General features: G+C 42.0%; 24 protein-coding genes. 12 read left to right on the forward strand and 12 right to left on the reverse strand.

The window, feature by feature from the left end:
• Positions 1 to 33 precede the first annotated feature (33 nt).
• Positions 34 to 549: a chromate transporter gene (locus F885_RS01640; RefSeq protein ID WP_005322602.1), complete on the reverse strand. Its 516-nt coding sequence runs from the start codon at positions 547 to 549 to the stop codon at positions 34 to 36.
• The gene (locus F885_RS01635) at positions 546 to 1,118 is read right to left on the reverse strand and encodes a chromate transporter (protein ID WP_005206040.1); all 573 of its coding nucleotides are present in this window, start codon (positions 1,116 to 1,118) and stop codon (positions 546 to 548) included. Before F885_RS01635 ends, F885_RS01640 begins: the two co-directional genes overlap by 4 nt.
• 100 nt (positions 1,119 to 1,218) lie before the next feature.
• Between F885_RS01635 and F885_RS01630 the strand changes: the two genes are divergently transcribed.
• Positions 1,219 to 2,118: a LysR family transcriptional regulator gene (locus F885_RS01630; RefSeq protein WP_004802973.1), complete on the forward strand. Its 900-nt coding sequence runs from the start codon at positions 1,219 to 1,221 to the stop codon at positions 2,116 to 2,118.
• A gap of 6 nt (positions 2,119 to 2,124) precedes the next feature.
• On the opposite strand, the gene F885_RS01625 is transcribed toward F885_RS01630, so the two are convergent.
• On the reverse strand, positions 2,125 to 2,874 hold the full coding sequence (locus tag F885_RS01625; RefSeq protein WP_032859869.1) for a DUF4850 domain-containing protein: 750 nt from the start codon (positions 2,872 to 2,874) through the stop codon (positions 2,125 to 2,127).
• A 131-nt stretch (positions 2,875 to 3,005) separates the two neighbouring features.
• Here F885_RS01625 and F885_RS01620 point away from each other — a divergent pair, with 131 nt between their 5' ends.
• The 3 genes from F885_RS01620 (at position 3,006) to F885_RS01610 (ending at position 5,532) form a co-directional block, all read left to right on the forward strand.
• Positions 3,006 to 4,070 (forward strand): DUF1176 domain-containing protein, encoded by a 1,065-nt coding sequence (locus tag F885_RS01620; RefSeq protein WP_005322604.1) that lies wholly within the window; start codon positions 3,006 to 3,008, stop codon positions 4,068 to 4,070.
• Between the two features lie 34 nt (positions 4,071 to 4,104).
• Positions 4,105 to 4,875, forward strand: a complete 771-nt coding sequence (locus F885_RS01615) for a hypothetical protein (protein ID WP_005322605.1) — start codon at positions 4,105 to 4,107, stop codon at positions 4,873 to 4,875.
• Positions 4,876 to 5,010: 135 nt separating this feature from the next.
• Positions 5,011 to 5,532, forward strand: a complete 522-nt coding sequence (locus tag F885_RS01610) for a hypothetical protein (RefSeq protein ID WP_005322606.1) — start codon at positions 5,011 to 5,013, stop codon at positions 5,530 to 5,532.
• A gap of 85 nt (positions 5,533 to 5,617) precedes the next feature.
• On the opposite strand, the gene F885_RS01605 is transcribed toward F885_RS01610, so the two are convergent.
• From F885_RS01605 to gatC, 5 genes are all read right to left on the reverse strand, one after another.
• Positions 5,618 to 6,430: an NYN domain-containing protein gene (locus F885_RS01605; RefSeq protein WP_005322607.1), complete on the reverse strand. Its 813-nt coding sequence runs from the start codon at positions 6,428 to 6,430 to the stop codon at positions 5,618 to 5,620.
• Positions 6,431 to 6,500: 70 nt separating this feature from the next.
• The gene (locus F885_RS01600) at positions 6,501 to 6,983 is read right to left on the reverse strand and encodes a hypothetical protein (RefSeq protein WP_005322608.1); all 483 of its coding nucleotides are present in this window, start codon (positions 6,981 to 6,983) and stop codon (positions 6,501 to 6,503) included.
• Between the two features lie 97 nt (positions 6,984 to 7,080).
• Positions 7,081 to 8,550 (reverse strand): Asp-tRNA(Asn)/Glu-tRNA(Gln) amidotransferase subunit GatB, encoded by a 1,470-nt coding sequence (gene gatB / locus F885_RS01595; protein ID WP_005322609.1) that lies wholly within the window; start codon positions 8,548 to 8,550, stop codon positions 7,081 to 7,083.
• Entirely contained in the window at positions 8,550 to 10,028 is a 1,479-nt protein-coding gene (gatA, locus tag F885_RS01590; protein WP_005322610.1) for an Asp-tRNA(Asn)/Glu-tRNA(Gln) amidotransferase subunit GatA, read from the reverse strand. Before gatA ends, gatB begins: the two co-directional genes overlap by 1 nt.
• Before the next feature lie 53 nt (positions 10,029 to 10,081).
• Entirely contained in the window at positions 10,082 to 10,399 is a 318-nt protein-coding gene (gatC, locus tag F885_RS01585; RefSeq protein ID WP_004652310.1) for an Asp-tRNA(Asn)/Glu-tRNA(Gln) amidotransferase subunit GatC, read from the reverse strand.
• A gap of 133 nt (positions 10,400 to 10,532) precedes the next feature.
• Between gatC and F885_RS01580 the strand changes: the two genes are divergently transcribed.
• From F885_RS01580 to F885_RS20855, 6 genes are all read left to right on the forward strand, one after another.
• Positions 10,533 to 11,573, forward strand: a complete 1,041-nt coding sequence (locus F885_RS01580; protein ID WP_004652309.1) for a rod shape-determining protein — start codon at positions 10,533 to 10,535, stop codon at positions 11,571 to 11,573.
• Positions 11,574 to 11,590: 17 nt separating this feature from the next.
• Positions 11,591 to 12,448, forward strand: a complete 858-nt coding sequence (gene mreC, locus F885_RS01575; RefSeq protein WP_004802987.1) for a rod shape-determining protein MreC — start codon at positions 11,591 to 11,593, stop codon at positions 12,446 to 12,448.
• Positions 12,435 to 12,926 (forward strand): rod shape-determining protein MreD, encoded by a 492-nt coding sequence (mreD, locus tag F885_RS01570; RefSeq protein ID WP_005206019.1) that lies wholly within the window; start codon positions 12,435 to 12,437, stop codon positions 12,924 to 12,926. Before mreC ends, mreD begins: the two co-directional genes overlap by 14 nt.
• Positions 12,914 to 13,474 carry a Maf-like protein gene (locus F885_RS01565; protein ID WP_005206018.1) on the forward strand — a complete coding sequence of 187 codons (561 nt, stop codon included), beginning with the start codon at positions 12,914 to 12,916 and terminating at the stop codon, positions 13,472 to 13,474. The genes mreD and F885_RS01565 overlap by 13 nt, the downstream gene beginning before the upstream one ends.
• A gap of 63 nt (positions 13,475 to 13,537) precedes the next feature.
• Positions 13,538 to 14,992 carry a ribonuclease G gene (rng, locus tag F885_RS01560; RefSeq protein WP_004802994.1) on the forward strand — a complete coding sequence of 485 codons (1,455 nt, stop codon included), beginning with the start codon at positions 13,538 to 13,540 and terminating at the stop codon, positions 14,990 to 14,992.
• Positions 14,993 to 15,127: 135 nt separating this feature from the next.
• Positions 15,128 to 15,301: a PA1571 family protein gene (locus F885_RS20855; RefSeq protein WP_004775299.1), complete on the forward strand. Its 174-nt coding sequence runs from the start codon at positions 15,128 to 15,130 to the stop codon at positions 15,299 to 15,301.
• A gap of 36 nt (positions 15,302 to 15,337) precedes the next feature.
• On the opposite strand, the gene F885_RS01555 is transcribed toward F885_RS20855, so the two are convergent.
• Entirely contained in the window at positions 15,338 to 16,720 is a 1,383-nt protein-coding gene (locus F885_RS01555; RefSeq protein ID WP_004802995.1) for a WS/DGAT/MGAT family O-acyltransferase, read from the reverse strand.
• A gap of 186 nt (positions 16,721 to 16,906) precedes the next feature.
• Entirely contained in the window at positions 16,907 to 17,638 is a 732-nt protein-coding gene (locus F885_RS01550) for a phosphoadenylyl-sulfate reductase (RefSeq protein ID WP_005322621.1), read from the reverse strand.
• 173 nt (positions 17,639 to 17,811) lie between these two features.
• Between F885_RS01550 and thrH the strand changes: the two genes are divergently transcribed.
• Positions 17,812 to 18,429, forward strand: coding sequence for a bifunctional phosphoserine phosphatase/homoserine phosphotransferase ThrH (thrH, locus tag F885_RS01545; protein ID WP_004652299.1), 618 nt, complete (start codon positions 17,812 to 17,814; stop codon positions 18,427 to 18,429).
• 89 nt (positions 18,430 to 18,518) lie between these two features.
• Here the strand turns inward: thrH and F885_RS01540 are convergent, their stop codons facing one another.
• Positions 18,519 to 19,748, reverse strand: a complete 1,230-nt coding sequence (locus F885_RS01540) for an OmpP1/FadL family transporter (protein WP_005322623.1) — start codon at positions 19,746 to 19,748, stop codon at positions 18,519 to 18,521.
• 254 nt (positions 19,749 to 20,002) lie between these two features.
• Complete coding sequence (locus tag F885_RS01535) at positions 20,003 to 21,520, reverse strand: outer membrane protein transport protein (RefSeq protein WP_005206009.1); 1,518 nt, start codon at positions 21,518 to 21,520, stop codon at positions 20,003 to 20,005.
• Positions 21,521 to 22,008: 488 nt separating this feature from the next.
• Between F885_RS01535 and kdpA the strand changes: the two genes are divergently transcribed.
• Positions 22,009 to 23,715 (forward strand): potassium-transporting ATPase subunit KdpA, encoded by a 1,707-nt coding sequence (gene kdpA, locus F885_RS01530; RefSeq protein ID WP_032859829.1) that lies wholly within the window; start codon positions 22,009 to 22,011, stop codon positions 23,713 to 23,715.
• Positions 23,716 to 23,717: the final 2 nt, after the last annotated feature.

A 23,717-nucleotide genomic window follows, 5' to 3' on the forward strand; every position in this document is an offset into this window, starting at 1 on the left:
AAACCTGCATCAAGCAGGTTTTTTATTGCCATTTTAAAGGAAGGCGATTCCAAGCCCTGCGCCTGCGGCCATGACCCAAAGCGGATGAATCTTTTTAAACATGCCGAGGATGGCTGTCAAAATCACGATGATGACCAAAAGCAGGTTCTGTGCAGAAGCATCGGCAATCAACCATGCACTGACCAAAACCAAGCCCACGGTAATCGGTTTCAACGCTTTTTCAAAACGTGCCCGTAATGGATTGGCTTTAAAGCGTTCCCAAAATTTAAGTGCATAAATGGTAATGATTGAAGATGGGCCGAACTTCGCCAACGACGTCACCAACAAACCTGCTGGACCTGCGACATGCCAACCGACTAAAGGTACAATCATCATATTGGGACCTGGGGCAGCCTGAGCCATGGCAAACAACGAACTAAACTGCTCTGCACTCATCCATTGATGCACGGTTACCACTTGGTGCTGCATTTCAGGGAGAATGGCATTACCACCGCCAAAAGCCAGTAGCGAAAGCTGAGTAAAAACGACAGCAAGGGTGACTAAGATCATGATTTTTTCACTCCTAGAACCAGCATATTAATGGCCAGTAAAATCGCTAAAGTCAGTGCTAAGGGCAGCTTGATCCAGATCATAAACACGAAAGTCAGGCCAATGGTGAAAATGGTCAGATAGCTTTTCAAAATTGGCTTGAGCATCTTAAATCCTGTCGCAAATAGTAAGCCTGCGGCAGCAGCGGCCAAACCTTGAATCATGTGTTTGACTGCGGGGAGGTACTGAAAATGCTCATAGACCTGATAGATGATTAATACAATTGCGGTCGGGGCAGAGATCAAACCGAGGACTGAGCTGATCGCACCTTTCACGCCTTGGAATTCCATTCCAATGGCAACGGCCATATTGATGATGTTACCGCCCGGTAATAATTGGCACACGCCAAGTAAGTCGGTAAATTTGCCAGCATCAATCCATTTATGTTCTTCAACGATAATGCGATGTGCCAGTGGCAGCACGCCACCAAAACCCATCAATCCCAATTTCATAAATCCCGTAAAAAGTGCCTTACAATCAGGAGCAGTTGTGAGAGGCTCATTCTGTATTGATAGGGCTTGGGCTTTCATTGGATTACCTTTCTGTTCAACCTTGTGAGCTATAGCATGAAAGATTTGTGGTATATTCACAAATGCTATTTTTGCCTTTATCTATACTTTTAGGGTATGTATGATTGATATTCATAAACTCAATGCATTCGTTGCTGTGGTGGAAGAAAGCAATATTTCCAAAGCTGCGGTTAGACTGCATATGCAACAGCCGCCACTGACCCGATTGATTAAAAGTCTGGAAGAAGAGCTGGATACGGCTTTGCTCAAACGCCTGCCCCGAGGTGTAGAGGTGACGGAAGCGGGTAAGGCTTTATATCAGGAAGCCATTACCATTTTGGCGCATGCTCAGTCGATTCCGAAACGGGTCAAAAACATTGCGCAAGGCTTGGAAGGTCAAATCAATATTGGCTTTACCAACTCCGCAGGGCTACATCCTTTTTTGCCTGCACTCTTGCGTCAATTCAGGGAAAAGTTTCCTGCTGTCGCTATTCATTTGGAAGAAGATAGCAGTACTGCTTTAACTGATGCAGTGATTAATGAAAAACTGGATATCGTCTTTCTACGCAAACCTGCGCCGATTCATGCCGAAGTACAAAGCATACATGTACTGGATGAGCCCTTGATTGTGGCTTTACCAAGTAATCATCCTTTGGCTGAGCAAGCGGGATCAATCCGTTTGCTTGATTTAGAGCCGTATGAGTTTGTGTTGTATCGCCGTATTGCGGGGCAAGACCTGTTTGATAATATTTTGGCAAATTGCTATCAGGCGGGGTTTAGTCCCAACATTGTCCAAGAAGCCCCTCGTTTAACTTCGAGCCTGAATCTGATTGCAGCGGGGATTGGACTATCAATTGTTCCTGCCTCAATTCAGGACTTCTGGAATAAGCAAATTGTGTATAAACCGCTAGAAGCAAAAAAACCCTGTATCGCCCCGATCTATGCAATTTGCCGTGCCAAAGGCAATAGTGTTCGGGTTGAGCATTTCTTGAGTCTACTCAAAGCCAGTCAAGCTGTTTGAAACGGCTCAATGGTTAAAGTGATAGAAGTTTAAAATCGGTCCAACCAAGTGCTGTTGTGATTTATCTAGCGTGACGATGATTTCTCTAAAATTGAAGGTGTCCTCGTCATGGTATTTCGCGACGCCATGGGTTTTATTATTCAGGTTTGGGATTTGATAGCTAAAGAAAGCCACTTGTTTGGAAGGATGTACAATATTCACCAGTTTCTGTGGATCTTTATAGCCGCCAAACTCATTTTCAATACTCTCTTTTAACAGATTGGGAAAGTAAAGCGTGGCATTGGGCATACCGCAACCGACACAGAAGGATGAATCGTATAATTCTATGGCCTGTTTTTGATTTGGACTCATCAGCAGGGCTGAACCCGTACCATTTGCGCCCGCATGTGCCTCCACATCGTGCCAATCTTTGGGTACAAGTACTGCACCAATTTCAGGTAGCGCAACTAATTTAAGTTGCTTGGCCTGATTGGTATCCAGTTTAAAATCGAAATGGCAGCTTTTGGCTGTACAGTTTTTAAAGTCTTTTAATAAGCCTTCATCGGCAGGATTGAGTGCAGTCACTCCATAAAAGGGAACCCGGACATCGTTGGCAAAGGACACTTCACCCAAGGCATAAATTTGGTTTTCGGCTTTTCGCTCTTGCGCTGTATTTGAAAATTTGGGAAAGATGGGCTTAAAGCTACTGACCTCAGCATGAGTTGAAGTGGCTGATAATGCGAATAAAATAGTAAGAATAGAGATTAATGTTTTCATTTTTAGATGATGTTTTGGGGTTGAGATCAAATTAGCATATTCTTGAATACAAGAACCTACAAACTGACTCATTTAAAAGATTTAGAATATTTTAACAAATAATAAAATTGATGAGACAGAGCATAAGTCTTATGAAAAAGATTCTTTCAGCCTGTTCCCTTATTGTCCTGAGTTCCAATGCTTTTGCCCAAGATATCAAAGGCATTTCATTCTCGCATGAAGATTGGGAAATTTACTGTAGCAATACAGGCACTTGCCGAGCAGCAGGTTATTACAATGAATATAGTGATGATGAACCTGCATCGCTGTTATTGACCCGTCAGGCAGGCGCACGACAGCCTGTACAGGTTGAATTTGCATTGGCTCGTTTTGAACAACCTTCTATGCCCGCAGCAAAGCTTAAAAATCTCCATTTTTATGTGAATGGTAAAGACTTTGGGCAAGTGTTCGTCGATGGAACAGAATTCCCACTGATGGGGCAACTCTCAACAAATCAAGTCAATGCCTTATTACAGCAATCTAAGAAAAAGACCGAAATCGTGTTTAAAAATGCTAATCTACATTGGCAAATCTCAGATAAGGGAATGACTGCGGTATTGCTAAAAATGGATGATTTTCAAAAACGTATTGGTACAGTGGGCGCTTTGATTAAAAAGGGTAAGGCAGATGAGTCCAAGGTATTGGTTGCTCACCCCAAATTTACCGTCAAGCAGATCAAAACATCCAGTAAGCCTTATCTGACATTGCGGCCAACCGACAAACGCTATGCTGCACTCTATCAAAACTTGATGGCTGCCCAGCCAATTCCGAAACAAGAAGGGTTTTGTGAAGGGGCTTATGATGGTAAGCAAACAGCACCTCAAGCAATTGATCTCTATAAATTGACCAATAAAAAAGTTTTGGCAGCTACGCTATGTTGGCGAGGTGCATATAACGAAGGTTATGGTGCATGGGTATTGGATGAGTCACTGGCTAATAAAGCCACTTTTGTGACGGAACATTCCTCTGAGTTTTATAATGGGATTCTCAGCAGTTCGCAGAAAGGGCGCGGTATTGGTGATTGCTGGTCGAGTGATGAATGGGTCTGGGATGGGCAGAGGTTTGTACATACCCTAGATCGCTGGACAGGGATGTGTCGAGGCCTTGCCGCAGGTGGAGTGTGGGATCTTGATCAGATTGAAGCAATCGTCAAATAATATTGTGAATATAAAAATAGCCTAAGGAAACACAATGCTTAAACATAAAATGGGTTTAGGTGGAATGATTTTAATAGGTACATCCGCCTATTTTAGTGCATCAGTTTTTGCTGCACCTTTACAGATTCTTGACTTTAAAAAGGGGAAACTGAGTGCAACGGAGCAGACGCAACTCTGTGAACAAGTCAAAGAGCTGTGTCAGCAGCGCGCACAATGGCAGAGTTTGAAAACACCAGATCAAACCTTATGGTTATTATCTGAGGGAAATATTGCCCAGTTTGCGACTTCGACCACAGGTTTTAAATTGTTAAAGCAGTGGCGTATTGAATTGGCGGCTACGGAAGAAATGGCACGATCTAGCCAATATATTTTCCCTAAACTGTTTCCTATGGATCAAAACCGTTATGCCGTTGCAGTGATTGATACCTTTTCAGAAATGTATTCGGGTGGTGGGGCTGGAATTGAACGGGCCAGCTTTTATGAGTTAAAGGATTCAGGTAAAACGCATCGCTTTATTGAAAACTATCCTTTTAATTTTAGCCGTATGATTCGGGCCTGTTTCTCCGAACAGGATTATGAAAGCTCTAAGGGCAAGTGCCATGATGAAGATAGTTTGAGTCTGGATATTCGTCCGATCAAGCCGATGCTTTGGCAATTCCGTTACCGCTACAGTCTGGATGTATCACCTGCGTCAGATTCGGGTGAGAAATCATTTAAGGGCAGCCGCAACCTGAATATTGATTTAAATAAAGCACCTGAACAACCGAATATTCCAGAAGAATGGGATTATGAGGGTGCAGGTTGAGTGATTTACCATCATCATGGTTTTTACATTTTGCCAAAGCTTTAAGGGCGTGGACTTACGCAATTTACAGCGTCATAACAGATGATCTAGACAGAGCATGGTACAAAGGGAAGATTGCAATTTGGAACTGTGCTTATGTCTCGTGTTTATACTTCTGCCCGCCGTAAATTTTCTCATTTGAGTCGTTCTGTGTTGATGGCTGCGGCTGTGTTGGGTACAACCCAAGTGGCGATGGCAGGGCCAACTGTGGATCAATTGAGTGATTGTTTAGTGAAAGCCACAACGGCAGCAGATAAGACTACGGTTTTGCAATGGACTTTCACGGCTTTAGCGGCACATCCAGATTTAAAGTCTTTTAGTAATGTTACACCTGAGCAGAAAACCCAGTTGGATCAGAAATTGGCACAGGTGTTACAGCGTGTGATTGTGGAGCAGTGTTCGACACAAACCAAAGCAGTGATTCAAGCTGAGGGCATTCAAGCAGTTGGACAGGCTTTTCAACAGTTAGGTCAGAGTGCAGGTCAGGATATTGTCAAAGACCCTGCGGTTAGACAGCAGTTGCAAGGTACCTTGCGTTATATTGATTTGAATAAATTGGTTACGACTTTTTTAACACCTGATATCTGGAATAAGTTGGGTGTGTTAAGAGGGCAGTGATGTTTTAGGCCTTCCATTCTAAGAATAGAAGGCCATACAATAAATTAGTTATATTAGACTTAGCATTTTATTAATATTGGATAATTTAATCTTTTAATTTTATATATATTTGTCTGTGTCCATTTTCTAATAGACGCTCATCATACTTGAAAATATCGGTATGGCTTTTGATTAAATCTACAACTTTTTTGAAACCATAATTTCTTGGGTCGAAGTCATTTTGTAATAACTTCCATTGAGACGTGAAAGACGAAGCGGGTATCCATTCAGCATCATGATTATCGAAAATTTGCTTAATTGTTGATAATGGTAGTTTATGACTAATATTGCTGATTATTGGAGTGCTTTCTGTTTTTTTTGTTTCTTTTTGAGGTGTTTTAATATTTGTTTGCTGTTTAGTTGGCAACGGTTGAATGATTTCAGTATCATTTTCATTGCTTAAATTTTCAACATATGTGAAATGTGAGCAAGCATTTTTAAATGCTTCGGGCGTTTGCATTTTACCAAAGCCATAAACGGTTGCTCCTTGTTCTTTAATACGAATAGCTAAAGCAGTGAAATCACTATCACTTGAAATTAGGGCAAAACCATCAAATCGATTCGTATAAAGCAAATCCATTGCATCAATAATCATAAAACCATCAGTAGCATTTTTCCCTGTGGTATAAGCAAATTGTTGCATTGGCTTGATGGCTAAATCATTAATAGCTTGTTTCCAGTTACCATTTTGACTAACAAAATTTCCATAAATTCGCTTTACTGTTGCTTCCCCATATTTTGTAAGTTCATCTAGAATATTTTTAATATCTTTTGCTGAGGCATTATCTGCATCGATTAAAACAGCCAGCTTGGATGTTCTTTCTTCTGTGATGTTAAAAACTGTTTTAGTTTGAGCCATGATTTTTATAGTCCCTAATATGTAAAATCACTATTTTGATTTTACATATAATTTTGATTTATTATAACCTTTAATCTAATTTACAAGCCTTGCCTTCGTATTCGTAGCGATTAACCTTGTAGGCTTGACCATTCCAGCGTAAAACTTCAAAACAGAAACCAGGCCCACCATTCTCAATATCAGGCCAGTCATCTGTTCCTTTCGTTTTTAAAAATTCAGGCATACCAGCTTCTTTTAAAATGGTTTTCCATTGACCGTTTTTCTGTTGGGCCACAATATAATAACCAACGCCTGTATTGCCATAACACATGGTGCCGTAATCTGAAACGATTGCATCTTTCAGCCCATCACTGTTTAAATCGGCATAAGCTGTAATTTCACCGACTGAACAATCACTTTTCCAGCCCTTTTTACTTTTTGTAAAACCTGCTGCTTTGAAAATAGCATCAGTATCCGCTTTCGGGACTTGAGGTGTTTGTGCAAAATTAGAATTGCTGATCAAAAGCAAACAGGCACCTAAGAGTAATCTATTTTTCATAAGTTGAATAATCATGTCAGTTTTAGTTTAAAAATTTATTGTGCGGGTATTTTATCCTATAAAAACCAAAAAACCCGCTCTAAAGCGGGTTTTCTTTTGAAATTAAATCAGTTTAACCAATCAATTTCTTCATTAATTCATTTACTTGGGCTGGGTTGGCTTTACCTTTTGCCGCTTTCATGACTTGACCAACCAGACCATTAAAGGCTTTTTCTTTACCAGACTTGTACTCTTCAACCATTTTTTCATTGGCTGCAAGTACGTCTTTGATAATCGCTTCAATCGCACCGGTATCGGTTTCTTGCTTCAAGCCTTTCTCAGCAATGATGTCATCCGCAGATTTTCCTTCTGCTTCCCACATAAAGCCAAACACTTGCTTCGCAATTTTGCCGTTAATGGTATTGTCGACAATACGTGCAATCATGCCACCTAATTGCTCAGCAGAAACAGGAGAGTCCGCCAATTCTAGGCCCGCTTTGTTTAAAGCACCTGAGAATTCACCCATTACCCAGTTTGCAGAGACTTTACCTTGCTTCGCACCGCCAGCAGCAGCCACAACAGCTTCGTAGAAGTCCGCCATTTCGCGTGAAAGCGTCAATACATGCGCATCATACTCAGTTACAGCAAAGTCAGCGATAAAGCGTGCACGGCGCGCTTTAGGTAGTTCTGGAAGGGCAGCACGTGCCGCTTCGATTTGTTCGTCAGCAATAATTACTGGCAACAAGTCTGGATCTGGGAAGTAGCGATAGTCGTTCGCTTCTTCTTTCGAACGCATAGAACGGGTTTCCATCTTGTTCGGATCGAACAAACGGGTTTCCTGATCAATTTCGCCGCCGTATTCCAAAATTTCCATTTGGCGTTCAATTTCGACATTGATCGCTTGCTCAATGAAACGGAATGAGTTGAGGTTTTTCAACTCGCAACGCGTACCAAAAGGTTGACCCGGACGACGGAGTGACACATTACAGTCGGCACGGAATGAACCTTCTGCCATGTTACCGTCAGAAATACCTAACCAACGCACTAGGGTGTGAATCGATTTGATATAGGCAACCGCTTCTTCCACCGAACGCATATCTGGCTCAGACACGATTTCAAGTAATGGTGTGCCCGCACGGTTTAAGTCGATACCCGACATACCTTCGAACTGGTCATGGATCGATTTACCTGCATCTTCTTCAAGATGGGCACGTGTTACGCCAATACGCTTCACAGTGCCATCTTCAAGCTGGATGTCGATATGACCCAAGCCCACAATCGGATTGTCCATCTGGCTGATCTGGTAGCCTTTTGGCGAATCTGGGTAGAAGTAGTTTTTACGTGCAAACACAGAGGCTTGGTCGATATAGGCATCGATACCCAAACCAAAGCGAATTGCAAGATCAACCACTTCAGCATTCAATACTGGTAATACACCCGGCATCGCCAAATCAACAAGGCTGGCTTGTGTATTTGGGTCTTGACCAAATTCAGTCGATGAACCTGAAAAGATTTTAGACTTGGTCGCCAACTGCGTGTGGATCTCAATCCCGATAACGACTTCCCAACCGTCAATTAACTTTAACTTTTGAGCTTCAGCCATTATGCATTCTCCTCAGCAATTGCCGCACGTTTGGTATGCCAGTCTGTATTTTGTTGATATTGATGCACAATCGAAAGCAATTGTGATTCTGACCAGTAGTTACCAATCAACTGTAAGCCCACAGGCAAGCTGTCTTTATCAAAACCAACTGGTGCGTTGATGGCTGGTAGACCTGCCAAGTTCACAGCAAGGGTATAGATATCGCCTAAATACATTTCAGTCGGGCTGAGATTCGCACCGATCTTGTACGCAGTAGTTGGTGCAGATGGTGCAGCAATCACATCGACATTTTCAAATGCTTTGAGGAAATCTTGCTGAATCAAACGACGTACTTTTTGTGCTTTGACATAATATGCATCGTAGTAACCCGCAGAAAGGGCATACGTCCCGATCAAGATACGACGTTGTACTTCAGCACCAAAACCTTCTGACCGTGAACGTTTGTATAAGTCCATCAAATCCACAGGATTTTCACAACGGTAGCCATAACGTACGCCGTCAAAGCGTGATAGGTTCGAAGAAGCTTCCGCAGGTGCGATCAAGTAGTAAGTTGGTACATAGGCTTCAGTCATGTTGAGATCAATCTCAACCAAGATCGCGCCCATGTCTTCAAGCTTTTTCAACGATTCTTCAACGCGTGCTTTTACATCAGCGTCTAAACCGGCCACATTGAAGTATTGCTTTGGAATACCAATGCGTAGACCTTTCACTGCCGTACCGTTTAGGTTAGCAACGTAATCATCCACTTCTTTGTTGATCGAAGTCGAGTCTTTGGCATCATGACCGGCAATTACATTCATCAAATAAGCACAGTCTTCCGCAGAACGTGCCATTGGACCGCCTTGGTCGAGAGATGATGCATACGCAATCATACCGAAGCGAGATACACGACCATAGGTTGGTTTTAAGCCTGTTAAGCCGCAGAATGAAGCAGGTTGACGAATTGAGCCACCTGTATCGGTACCTGTTGCGATTGGCGCAAGATCAGCCGCGACAGCTGCTGCAGAACCACCTGATGAACCACCCGGAACATGATCCAGTGCCCAAGGGTTAGAGGTTGCACCGACATAAGAGTTTTCAGAGGTTGAACCCATGGCGAATTCATCCATGTTCACCTTACCTAAAGTCACGAGACCCGCAGCTTTAGCTTTTGCAACTACAGTTGCATCATAAGGTGAAATGAAGTTATCCAGCATTTTTGAACCGGCAGTGGTTTTAATGCCTTGGGTACAAAAAATATCTTTGTGGGCAAGTGGAATACCTGCCAGCGCGTGTGCATTGCCTGCTTTCAGTGCTGCATCGGCTGCATTCGCTTCAGCAAGAGCCTGTTCTGCGGTAACCGTCACATAACTTTTTACTTTCGGGTCAATTTGGGCAATACGCTTTAAATAATGTTCAGTCAATTCGCGTGATGAAAATTGGGCTTGTTTTAAGCCTTCAGAGAGTTCACGGATTGATAAGCGATGTAAATCTGTCATATGAAAAATTTCTTTACATTCTAAATATAAAATATTGACTAATCGAATAAATCTTATTCAATTACGCGAGGTACGAGGTACAAACCTGCTTCTGTAGCAGGCGCGACCGCTTGATATTCATCACGATGGTTGCTTTCAGTCACAACATCAGCGCGTAAGGGTTGCGGGTTGTCAAATGGGCTCTTTAAAGGCTCAACATCATCGGTATTAATGCCTTTCAAGCTTTCCATCATGCCAAGGATTTTATTCAAACTTTGAGCATATTCAGCAGATTGCGTGTCATTGAGAGATAAACGGGCAAGGTGTGCAATTTGCGAGACCGTTTGCGCATTTAAGTCTGTTGTCTGCTGAGCATCTGATGATGTAGACATAACTTTACCTAATTCAGTATTAAAAAATTTCAAAATATCGTGCGTTATAATAAGCGATTGACTTGTTCAAATCATCACATTTAGTTAAAGTTGCCACCTTGTATTCACACAAAGTTTAATTGAGAACGCCCCCGTGATTCTAAAACGACTAATTGGCTTGTTTTCGCCGGATTTAGCCATTGATTTAGGTACTGCAAATACACTTATTTATGCACCAGGCCGTGGCATTATATTAAATGAACCAACTGTTGTGGCAATTCGCCATAGTGGTTCACAAAAAATTGTTGCCGCTGTAGGTATTGATGCTAAACAAATGTTAGGCCGTACACCAGCGAATATTTCAGCAATTCGTCCGATGAAAGACGGTGTGATTGCTGATTTCGAAGTCACTGAGACCATGTTGAATCAGTTCATTGGCAAAGTGCATGAAAAGCGTTTATTCCCGCCAGCACCGCGTGTTGTGGTCTGTGTACCTTGTAAATCGACATTGGTTGAGCGTCGTGCGATTCGCGAAGCTGTATTTAATGCAGGTGCGCGTGATGTACGTTTAATCGAAGAGCCAATGGCTGCTGCGATTGGTGCGGGTATGCCTGTTGAGCAAGCATGTGGTTCGATGGTTGTCGATGTTGGTGGTGGTACCACTGAAATTGCAATCATTTCATTACAAGGTTGTGTCTACGCTGATTCTTTACGTATCGGTGGTGATGTATTTGATGAGCAAATCATCAATTATGTGCGTAAAGCACACGGTTGTGTGATCGGGGAAACGACAGCCGAAGTCATTAAAAAAGAAGTGGGTATGGCTGTTGCTGATGGCAAGACCCTAGAGATCGAAGTTCGCGGTCGCAACTTGGCTGAGGGTGTACCTCGCGCGATTACGGTGACTTCTGATGAAATTACGCAGGCCATTTCTGATCCGTTACAAAGCATTGTGAGTGCTGTTAAATCTGCACTAGAACAAACGCCACCTGAATTGTCTTCGGATATTGCAGAGCGCGGTATTGTGTTGACAGGTGGTGGTGCATTATTGCGTAACCTAGATAAATTGCTTGCGCAAGAAACAGGTTTGCCTGTAATTGTTGCAGATGATCCTTTAACTTGTGTCACTCGTGGCGGCGGTAAAGTATTAGAGTTCTTTGACAATCCAAACCACGACATGCTTTTCGTTGGTTAAATCATAAGGACTAGGCGGTGCAACCGAATCTTTTTTCAAGACAACCGCCATCTTTTCGCTCATTTGTTATTGCGGTGATTACATGTTTGGTGGTGCTTTTCTTTGATTGGCGCATGCCTTATGTAATTCAACCTGCAAGGGATGTCTTGTACGCCGCGTATAATCCAATTTATGCGCTGGCAAGCTATCCTGTACTGTCGCGAGAATGGCTTAACCAACAAACCAAATCTGAAGCGCAATTGCGTCGTGAAAACACCGCAATGCAAGCTGAACTGCTACAAGCACAAGTCCGCCTCCAAAAACTTTCAGAACTCTCTGCGGAAAATAACCGTTTAAGAGGGCTTTTGGATACGCCGTTAATTATTGATGGACGTATGCAAATTGCGGAAGTGATTGGAACGGATGCAGACCCATTGCGCCATATTATTATTATTAACCGTGGTTCAGTGGATCATTTAAGTGCGGGACAAACTGTTCTAGACGATAAAGGGATTATGGGGCAGATCATTAATGTCTATCCACATAGTGCCCGTATCATGTTGCTATCTGATAAAGAGCATTCATTATCTGTGCGTTTAGAGCGTACTGGAATGCGTGCGATTATTTCGGGTACTGGCGATTTGGGTCAACTCAAAATGGAATATGTGCCAACCAGTGCCAATATCCAGGTTGGGGACAAAGTCTTTAGTTCAGGTTTAGGCGAACATTTCCCAGCAGGTTATTTAGTGGGAACTGTGTCTAAAGTCAGTCGTCATACTTCAGGTGAGTTTGCTGAAATTGATGTTACTCCAGCAGCTCAACTTGCCAGTGGTCATCATGTTGTGGTGCTGTTCTCTGAATCCTTAGCGCAGGAGCAACCTTATGCCGATCGCTAAGCTCAATTATGAGAAACGCAAAGATCCGCTATGGATGATTATTCTATCCATCGTGATTGGTTCTGTATTGATGGTTTATCCAATGGCCTATGAGGCCTCGGGTTGGCGACCATCCATCATGCTAATGATTATGCTGTTCTGGATTCTCTATCAGCCTGTTTGGTGTGGTGTCTGGTTTGCTTTTGGCATGGGCCTGTTTGCCGACCTGCTGCTCGATGCACCGTTTGGCTTAAATGCACTCAGTTTTGTTGTAATCAGTTTCGGTATTCGCTATTTAATCCGTGAGCGCCGTATTCTCACTTTTGGGAATTCGTGGGTGATTGCGGTGATTGCGATTGTTGCACATATTACTTTTTTGTGGATTAGCCAGACCATTGCAGGTACACATTTTTCGATTGCGCGCCATTGGCAACCTGTTGTGACAAGTGTACTGGCATGGCCATTGGTTTATTATTGCTTACATAAATGGCGCATATAATTCTCGCATCAAGCTCGCCTCGTCGGCAGGAGCTACTACAGCAGTTGGGTTTGGACTTTGAAATCTATCGTCCAGATGTCGATGAGGCGGTGCATGAGGGTGAGACTGTTGAGCATTATGTTGAACGCTTGGCGCGCGAGAAGGCACAAGTCGTTTTAAATAAATATACTGACGCAATTGTGATTGCGGCAGATACCAGTTTAAGTTTTGCTGGGCAGATCATTGGTAAGCCAGAGTCAAAGCAACACGCTTTTTCCATCTGGTCGATGCTTTCTGGGCAATGGCATGATGTCTATTCCGGAATTTGTGTTGCAAGTTCTGCTCAGATTTTGAGTCGTGTGGTGAGAACGCAAGTTGAGTTACAGCAACTCAGTCATGCGGAAATGGAAAAATATTGGGCAACGGGCGAACCGATTGGTAAAGCAGGTGCTTATGCGATACAGGGAATTGCAGCACAATATATTCCACAAATTCGAGGCAGTTATAGCAATGTCGTGGGTTTGCCTTTGCATGAGATCGCACAGTTATTAGAAAGCGTTAAAGCCTAAGTATTTCAATACAGGGAACGACACTTTCGGGTATAAGAATTTTTATAAAATTTTGAGTTTGTTATGGCAGAAGAGTTGCTGATTAACGTCACGCCGATGGAATGTCGTGTGGCATTGATTGAAAATGGTACGGTCAATGAATTATTCGTTGAGCGAACTGTAAAACGTGGGTTAGTGGGTAATATCTACAAAGGTAAAGTGGTTCGTGTACTACCAGGTATGCAAGCAGCCTTTGTCGATATTGGTTTGTCTCGAACCGCTTTTTTGCATATTAACGATATGGTGTGGTCGCGTTCGCAACCGACACCAAACGTTTTTGAGCTGTTACACCCGGGACAGATGCTCACTGTCCAAGTCATGAAAGATATGTTGGGGACCAAAGGTGCTCGTCTAAGTACTGATCTTTCTATCCCGTCGCGTTATCTCGTGCTCATGCCTTATGGCAATCACATTGGTGTGTCGCAGCGAATTGAGTCTGAAGAAGAGCGAGATCGCCTACGTAGCATCATTGAACATATTCAGGCAGAACATAATTTACCAGGTAGCGTCATTGTTCGTACTGCGGCAGAAGGCGTCGATGAAGCTGCGATTGCACAAGATATGTGTTATCTCAGCAAACTTTGGGAATTTATTCAGCGCAAACAAAAAGAAGCGGCAACGGCTGAACTGATCTTTGAAGAATTGCCTTTACCGCAACGTATCATCAGAGATTTAGCCAGTGATGAAACGGCGAAGATCTATGTCGATTCACGCGAGATTCATGGCAAGCTCAGTGAATTTGTCGATGAGTTTGTTCCGACGATTCAAAATCGCTTAATTCATTATCCTGGCGAAAAGCCACTTTTCGATTTGTATAACGTCGAAGAAGATATTCAAAAAGCGTTGCAAACCCGTGTCGCACTCAAGTCTGGCGGCTATCTGATGATTGATCAGACCGAAGCGATGACCACGATTGATGTCAATACCGGCTCATATGTTGGTGGGCGCAGCTTAGAAGACACGGTATTTAAAACCAATATGGAAGCTACTCAAGTGATCGCAAGACAACTGCGTCTGCGTAATTTGGGGGGGATTCTGATTATTGATTTTATCGACATGCAGGAAGCTGAGCATCGTGAAGAAGTGATGCGTCAGTTTGAACGAATGCTGGAACGCGATCATGCGAAAACTAAAATTACCCAAGTTTCGGAGCTGGGCTTAGTTGAAATGACACGTAAACGCACGCGTGAATCATTGGAACATTTGCTTTGTGAATCATGTCCAACCTGCCAAGGGCGAGGCTATGTGAAGACAGCAGAGACAGTATGTTACGAAATATTTCGAGAGATCATGCGTTATGCGCGTGCATTTGATTCCAAGGGTGGCTTTACTGTCGTTGCGCATCCAGCTGTGATAGATCGGCTATTAACAGCAGAAGCCCCAGCTGTCGCGGATTTAGAACATTTTGTGAATCGTGTGATCAAATTCCAAGTGGAAAATCTATATACGCAAGAGCAATACGATATCATTTTGACCTAAAGATGTAACAAGATTTCGCTTAAGCCTTGTTACAACTGAAATTTTACTTTCTATCACGAATTTTAAATACTAGAACCATAAAATGAGCCATAGGTACTTTTGGGTCCCTTAGCAAATAATATGAGGTATATAACGATGAATGTGAGTGAAAGATTAGTGAACCACGGTTTCAAGCATGTTTTAGACAGCAACCCTGTAAATACATGTTATATGGTAGACAGCCAAGGTAAAGAAGTTCAGATTACTACGGCGATGATTCGTTCAGCCTGCCATCAACTGCTACAACGTTGCCGCACAATCAAAAAATAAGGGGCCACTGAAAGCCCCTTAATTTTTTCTCAATCCTTAATTCGCCACTTTCTGTGGTAAATCTTGAATCGCTTGCTCAAAGCGTTGAATTTCTTCTTCTAAATGGGTCAGTAAATTTTGCATTTTTGGCAAAGCATTACGACATGCAATCAAACCCACTTCCAGTTTATCTAAATAACTGGTCATGGTGATATTCAGTGCCTGTCCATCCATCACAATCGATGCAGGGTAGAGCGCATCTAACTTTGCACCATTCCAATATAAAGGTTCACGCGGACCTGGTACGTTTGAGATGACAAGGTTAAAGGCTTGACGCTTAGGTAACATGCCTGATGCAATATTCAAACCGGCTGGACCATACACAACTGCACTATAATTCAAAATCTCATTGGCAGTCATACGGCTAAAACGCTGTTTCGAGTTCTGTACGCTACGGCGAATAACTTCTAAACGCTCAATTGGATCTTCAATATGGGTCGCAAGATTGGCCAAAATCATGGTAATACGATTGCTGACATCAGAATCGTCGGTACGCAGTGATGCAGGAACCATCGCAATTAAAGGTTTCTTTGGCAAGCTGTTATGGCTGATGAGGTATTCACGTAAAGCACCTGAACATACCGCTAGAATCACGTCATTGAGCGTTACACCCAAAGATTTGGCAATACGACGGAAACGACCGAGTTCAAAGGATTGTGCGGCAAAACGACGTGAAGAACTCACGCGTTGGTTCAGAATAGAAGGTGGTGCTTGAAAGGTTGAGACATAATCTGGATTTTTGCCCATCTCTTTAAAAATGGTTTGCGACAGCTCTTGCATGACTTTAGGGGCAACTTCAAGCTGAGATTTAATCCCTTCCATCACACCTTTGATTTTGCTGACAGTCGGCGGCTTTGGTGCTTTGAGGCGTTTGGTTCGTTTACCTTCTACACACCAGAGTGGCACTACATGCTTTTCATTTGGATCTTGCGAAAGTGATTTTTCAATCAGACGCATACCTGCGACGCCGTCCACCATGGCATGGTGAATTTTGAAATACATGGCAAAACGGTTGCCTTCAATGCCTTCAATAATGTCGCAGGTCCAAAGAGGCTTGGCGCGATCAATCAAGGAGCTATGCTGCTGTGAAATATAAACCAGTAATTCACGGATACGCCCAGGATTTGGCAGCGCAATATGGCGGAAGTGGTGATCCAGATCAAATTCGCTGTCTTCACCCCAGAACAAACCATTCAGTTGATTGTTAAATGGTGGGACAGGAATACTCTTTGATTGGCGAATTTCATTGACGAGATCGTGCACAAACGTGGGTGATGCATTCTCTGGAAGCTCGAATAAAAACAATCCGCCTACATGCATAGGCTGTTGCCTTTTCTCTAGCGAGAGAAAGATAAAATCAATGGGGTGTAGTGGGCGCATAGCAGATCTAGCCTCTCATCGCATTTTTTCTAAGATACTCTCGAAGAGCTCTTATTAGAATTATTGGAACCGTTCTGCGCAGTATATACTGTTTGTTCTGGTTAAAATATGACTTTAGACAGGCGAGTCAGGAAAAATAAAACCACTGACGAATCAGTGGTTTTAATATACCAAATCTGTAATTGATTATTTTTTTAGGTTGCCTGCGTGCAAACCACATTCTTTATGCGTGGCCTCTTCCCACCACCAACGACCTTCGCGTTCATGTTGATTTGGCAGCACCGCACGTGTACATGGTTCGCAACCAATTGAAGTAAAACCGCGTTCGTGCAATGGGTTATATGGAATTTCCATCATGCGGATATAACTCCAGACATCGGCACTGCTCCAATTTGCAAGCGGGTTATATTTGATCAATTGCTTGCCTTCACCCGAAAAACCAGCATCAGCTTGAACCACAGGTACTTCGCTACGGGTTGGACTTTGATCCTTACGTTGGCCAGTAATCCATCCATCCAATGTTGCCAGTTTCTTGCGCAGAGGTTGTACTTTACGGATTCCACAACATTCCTGATGTCCATCTTCAAAAAAGCTAAACAAGCCTTTTTTAGTCACGAATTGCTCAACTGCAGCAGACTCAGGGAAGCAAATTTCAATATCGATCTTATAGTGCTTACGAACAGTTTCAATGAATTGGTAAGTCTCTGCATGTAAACGTCCCGTATCCAAACTAAAAACACGGAAGGGCTTGCCAAGACGAGAAGCAATATCAATTAAAACAACATCTTCTGCGCCTGAAAATGAAATTGCGATTTCACCTTGCTGGCTTAACGCAAGTGCTAAAATTTCTCGTGGCGATTTATCTGCATATTCAGCAGCGAGCGCATCTACAAGGTCAATAGTCGGAATAACAGTCATGGATGTTCCTGGCGATAGGCTTGGGCACAATTGTAAATCAATCGAAGCAAAGCAGTGTGCTTGTCATTGATTTTAATCTTGCAGAATAAAATGATTTTATTCAACAACAGCGCAAAAATTGAATAATCTTAGTGCTATGATACAGCAATTTTTAACCAACATTGGAAGCATTCATGGAAATCGTATGCCTAGATCTTGAAGGGGTGTTAGTTCCAGAAATCTGGATTAACTTTGCAAAAAAAACAGGGATTAAAGAACTCGAAGCAACTACACGTGACATTCCAGATTACGATGTACTGATGACACAACGTTTGAATATCTTAAAACAACATGGCTTGGGATTGAATGATATTCAAGCTGTGATTGCTGATATGGGACCATTTGAAGGCGCGAAAGAATTTGTTGAATGGGTACGTACTCATTTCCAATTGATTATTTTATCTGATACTTTTTATGAGTTTGCGCATCCACTCATGAAGCAATTGGGATGGCCAACGATTTTCTGTCATAAGCTTGAAACTGATGAAAATGGCATGATCACCGCGTATAAATTACGCCAACCTGATCAAAAGCGTCAGGCGGTAAAAGCATTGCATGGTTTGAACTTCCGTGTCATTGCGGCAGGTGATTCGTATAACGATACCACGATGCTGGGGGAAGCTGATCATGGTTTCTTATTTGATGCACCAGCCAATGTGATTGCAGAATTTCCACAGTTCCCACCATTGCATGGTTATGAAGCATTGAAACAAGCGATTCGTTCGGTATCACAACGTGATATTCCTGAATAATGAATTCTCTCCAGCTTTCTTTTGAGTATGTTGGAGAAAATTAAAAGATAAAAGGCGCCTAAATAGCGCCTTTTATCCTAGGTCGATAGTTAGAATTTATACCCAATCTTTAAGCCATAAGCGATGGCATCATTATTTTCAAATTCAGCCACATAGCCTGGTGTATTGAATTGTGAACCTGATTGAGCTTTGGCATCGCCGAGCCAGAAGTATTTCACGCCACCCGCAATAAAGGTTGTGGGCGTAGGACTATATTGAACACCGATACCGACATTCCAATAACCTTCAGTTGGACCCAGTGTAGTTACAGGGTTACCTGCACCAGAATCCCAACCCACAGATACATTTCCTGCCCATTGATCATTTAGTTTACGACCAACGCCTGCGGTAATTGAGTATTGATCTTCGGTGTATGCAACCAGATCAAAACCGTCTTTTTTACCTGTTGAAGCAACGATAGGAGGTAATGTTGAAGCAGCGCCAAATTTATATGGACGAATGGCAAAATCTTTCCAGTTCACCCAGCGTAAATTCGCAAACGCAACTGTGTTTTCCATAATTCCTGTTTGGAAATCAAGGTTAACCGATTGAGGGGTGGTGATTTCAGTTGTGCCTGTTGAATGATTGATTTTATTTAAAATCGCATCAAAACCCGCATTACCAGTCATACCAGCAATGCCATGTGTTTCATAAGCATTCATTTCATGCTTGATTTTGGCACGATAGGTCAAAGAGGTTTTGAGTGCGATTTCAGGAATTTGATAAGCAACCCCTGCTAACCAACCGACTGCTTCATCACGGCCTGTTTTAAAATCATAACCACTATAGGCACTATAGCTCTGACCACGTAATAACACGGTGCTGTCTAAAGTTTGATAAACCGCACCCGCATAAAGGTTCCAGTTTTGTGTTGGTTGATAACCGAATAACAAGTTTAAGTTTTCAGTATCGACCGTAACTGATGTACCACCTTTAAAAGGCAAAGGACGGCTTTCGATAAAGTTACTTTTGCCTGTGTATTCTGCATCCGCCCCATAAGGCTGGTCATAGATCAAACCAATCGAGAATTTATCCGTTGCTTGAATTTTTAGGGCAGCATTTGGCGAGTAATAATGATTCGCCATATTCCCTGTATTGTTTTGAGATGTGTCCTTACCTGATACATTGGGATCAAGAACAGTAAGACCTGCTTCAAAATAGTTATTTGGCTGTAAAAATGCTGCAATTGATTGACCTGAGCGATCCAGTGCTGCGGCAAATGTTGTCGTTGTTGGAACTAAGCTAAGTAGAAGAGCCGTTTGAATAGCATTCAGCTTCATTAATATGTTCTCTCAAATCACTTTGTAACAGAATGGCGCGAAAAGTATCATAATTTTTATGCGCTTAAATATTTTACAAATGTCAATAAATGAACTGATAAAGTCACGAAAAATGCTTGAGCATTCATGTTTTCTATTGATGCATCTAAGCGTACAAGAGGGTGTGTGTTTATTGATCTATTAATTTGATTTTGTTGATTAAAACATAATAAAAAAGGTCATCCTAAGATGACCTTCTCTTTTCTAAAAATTGATTAGAATTTATAACCAATTTTTAAGCCATATGCGAGTGCATTGTTGTCTTCAAACTTCGCAACGTAATCATTGCTACCTGCTTGAGCACCAGTTTGTGCCTTAGCATCACCTAACCAGAAGTATTTTACACCACCAGCGATGAATGTAGCAGGGGTTGGGCTATATTGAACACCAACACCAACATTCCAGTAGCCTTCTGTTGGGCCTAAAGTTGTTACAGGGTTACCTGCGCCAGAATCCCAACCCACAGAAACGTTACCAGCCCACTGTTCACTCAGTTTACGACCAACACCAGCGTTTACAGACCATTGGTCATCTGAATATTCAACTAGGTTAAAACCATTTGCTTTACCTGGTACTAGGCCTGCACCACCTAATACTTTAGATAACTCGCCAAATTTATATGGTTGAATAGAGAAGTCTTTCCAGTTCACCCAACGAACGTTTGCAAATGCAACAGTGTTCGCCATGATACCAGTCTGGAAATCTAAGTTAACAGATTGAGGAGTCGTAATTTTTGTTTTCTTATCAGCATTTAATCCTGCAAGTTTAGTTGGATCAACACCTAAACCTGTAAGTACGTTTGTTAAACCAGGAAAAGCTAATAAAGATAAATCTTCTTTGATGTTCACATCGTGATCGATTTCTGAACGGTAAGTTAAAGAAGCTTTTAACGCAATTTCAGGAATTTGGTATGCAGCGCCTGCTAACCAACCCACACCAGTTGTTTCTTTAATATTTGCATCATAACCATTGTAAACGCTGTAAGCTTCACCACGAAGGCTAACATTACCTTTTACAGTTTGAAGCACTGGACCCGCATAGAAATTCAGGTTTTTATTTGGTTGGAATCCAAAAACCATAGAAAGGTTTTGAGTGTCAACTTCAACTTGTGTGCTATTTGAACCTGTGCTTGAGCCAAGGTAGCCTTTTGCTGCATTTAACGCTGCTTGAGTTTGTTGTAGTTTTTGAAGACCAGCACCTACGGCAGCATTACCACCTAGTGCAACTCGTTGTAATGCACCTAAAATTTCTTGTTGAGTAGGATTTGTTGGGTCTTTTGCAACTTGTTGAAGAGCTGGTCCGAATGAAGAACCAGCAGCTTGAACTAACTGACCAACAGATTTGGTTGATAAATCGTTTAGAGATTTTTGATTTAAAACACCGTCAGTTGGGCTAGAAACGAATACATTGTTACCAGTATATTTTGCATCAGCACCAAATGGTTGATCATAAATAAGACCAAAAGAAATGTTGTCAGTCAGTTGCAGTTTTAATGCTGCGCTAGGGAAATAATAATCATCACCCATATCGCCAATTTTACGAGTGGTCGATGATGTACCAGCTTCCTGACCTTTAACTGTTGGGTCTAGAACCGAAAGACCAGCTTCAAAATAGTTACCCGGCTGTAAAAATGCAGACATAGATTGACCTGAACGGTCTAACGCTGCTGCAAAAACTCCAGTTGCAGGTAGCGTTGCTAAGATCATGGCAGTGCTAAGATGTTTTAATTTCATTGTAATCTTTCCTTGAACTTCAAGATTCTTAAGTGTTAAGAAGCTATGATCTGACAACAAAAAAGTTATCTATCGTGATTGGCTATAACTTCATGTAACAAAAATACCATAATTAAAATAAGAGTAAATGTTCTAAATGAACTAAGCAGTACGCTGGATTAGGTGAAAATGGATAAAAATAAATCTTAAAAAATTTATATACATATGTGTTTTTATTTGTAAAATAATGATAAATATAAATTATTATTTTAAAATAGTAATCGTTCTTTTTTGCATTTTTCCCAAAAAAGTTTTTTATTTGGTCAAAGATTTTTTGTAAAAAATGAGATTTATTTCTCCATATTTTCTTTTTAGGTAAAAATTTCAGCGCATTAGAACATCGTTGAATAATTTTACGCAGAATTTACGTCTACTGGTTTTTTCAATATAGAGAATTTACGTCCTTCATTTCCATACTAACGCTAACCTATTTTTAAATGGCATATGCTATGTGGGAATTTATCTCTGTATTTGTCCTTTCATTACTGCTGGCTTATCCGCTCGGTGCTTATCTTGCAGATGTGATGCAAGCAAAGCCAATGAAAAGTGACGCGTTGTTTAAATGGATTGAACAACCCATTTATGCTGTGTTGGGTGTTAAGCGTAGTGGAATGAATTGGCGGCAATATTTAACGGCATTTGTGCTCAGTAATATTTTACTGCTCGCTGCAAGTGTCACTATTTTAATGACTCAAGCATGGTTACCACTCAACCCTGATCATATTCCAAATATGAATTGGGATCTGGCTTTACATACCAGCATTTCATTTCTGACCAATACCAACCAACAACACTATTCAGGACAGGCTCAACTGTCTTATCTATCGCAAATGACAGTCATTGTTGGATTGCAATATTTATCGCCAATTATTGGGCTGGCTTTGTTGGTGGCAATGTTGCGAGCTTTATTTTTGCAATCAGGTCGAGAAGAAGGCTCGGATAAAAAAAATTGGAATACGATTAATTTAGGTAATTACTGGATGGATATCGTCCGACCATTATTTCGATTCTTTATTCCATTAGGTCTTATTTTTTCTTTGCTACTCACTTTTCAAGGTGTTCCTGCAACATTATCTGCCGGTCCAACCGCACAGGTTTTGGATCAAACCGTAGAGCTTAAAACCCAACATATTCCACTGGGTCCAGTTGCGCCGATGGTGGCGATTAAACAACTGGGGAGTAACGGTGGTGGTTGGTATGGTCCAAATAGTAGTGTGCCTTTAGAAAATCCAACGCCGTTATCCAATGTGATCGAGATGATCGCGATTTTACTGATTCCATTGTCTGTGGTGTTTATGGTGGGACGCTTTATCCAACGTAAGAAATTGATGTGGATGATTTTTGGCACCATGTTACTGATGTCATTGGCTTCAACCTCGTTAACGTTGTGGGCTGAAAAATCTTCGTTGATTCCAAACACGGCATTGATGGAAGGTAAGGAAGTCCGCTTTGGTACAGAGGCATCGGCGCTGTGGGCAAGTTTGACCACCCAAGTGAATAACGGTTCGGTCAATATGATGCATGACTCTGCCTCACCACTGACGGGATTGGTTGAACTGTGCAATATGCTGATTAATGCCATTTGGGGCGGTATTGGCTGTGGTCTATTACAGTTCTTTATTTACCTGTTCTTGGCTGTATTTATTGCAGGCTTGATGACGGGACGTACCCCTGAATTGTTTGGCCGAAAAGTTGAAGTGACTGAAATCAAGTTATTGGCTTTGGTCATTCTACTGCAACCCGTGGTGATTCTGGGCTTAACAGCCATTGCGATTGCATTTCCATCGATTACAGGGAATTCAAATCCAGCGTTTCATGGGATTAGCCAAGTGTTTTATGAGTATGTCTCTGCTTATGCCAACAATGGTTCTGGTTTTGAAGGTTTAGGCGATAACACTTTATGGTGGAATCTGAGTGCCAGTGTTGCGTTATTGGCAGGCCGTTACAGCGTACTGATCATCCCTGTGTTGATTGCAGTCAGTTTGGCTACCAAAGCTCAAGCAACCGAAAGCAAAGGTTCTTTACATATTGAGTCACCGACATTTGCACTGACCTTAATCGGGATCGTGTTAATTCTCACCTTATTGCAATTCATGCCAGTGTTGGTGATTGGGCCAATTGCTGATTATTTATCTGTGCTATCTGTGAAAGTTTAAGC

It is taken from the genome of Acinetobacter higginsii (assembly GCF_000369845.1).
Lineage (GTDB): Bacteria > Pseudomonadota > Gammaproteobacteria > Pseudomonadales > Moraxellaceae > Acinetobacter > Acinetobacter higginsii.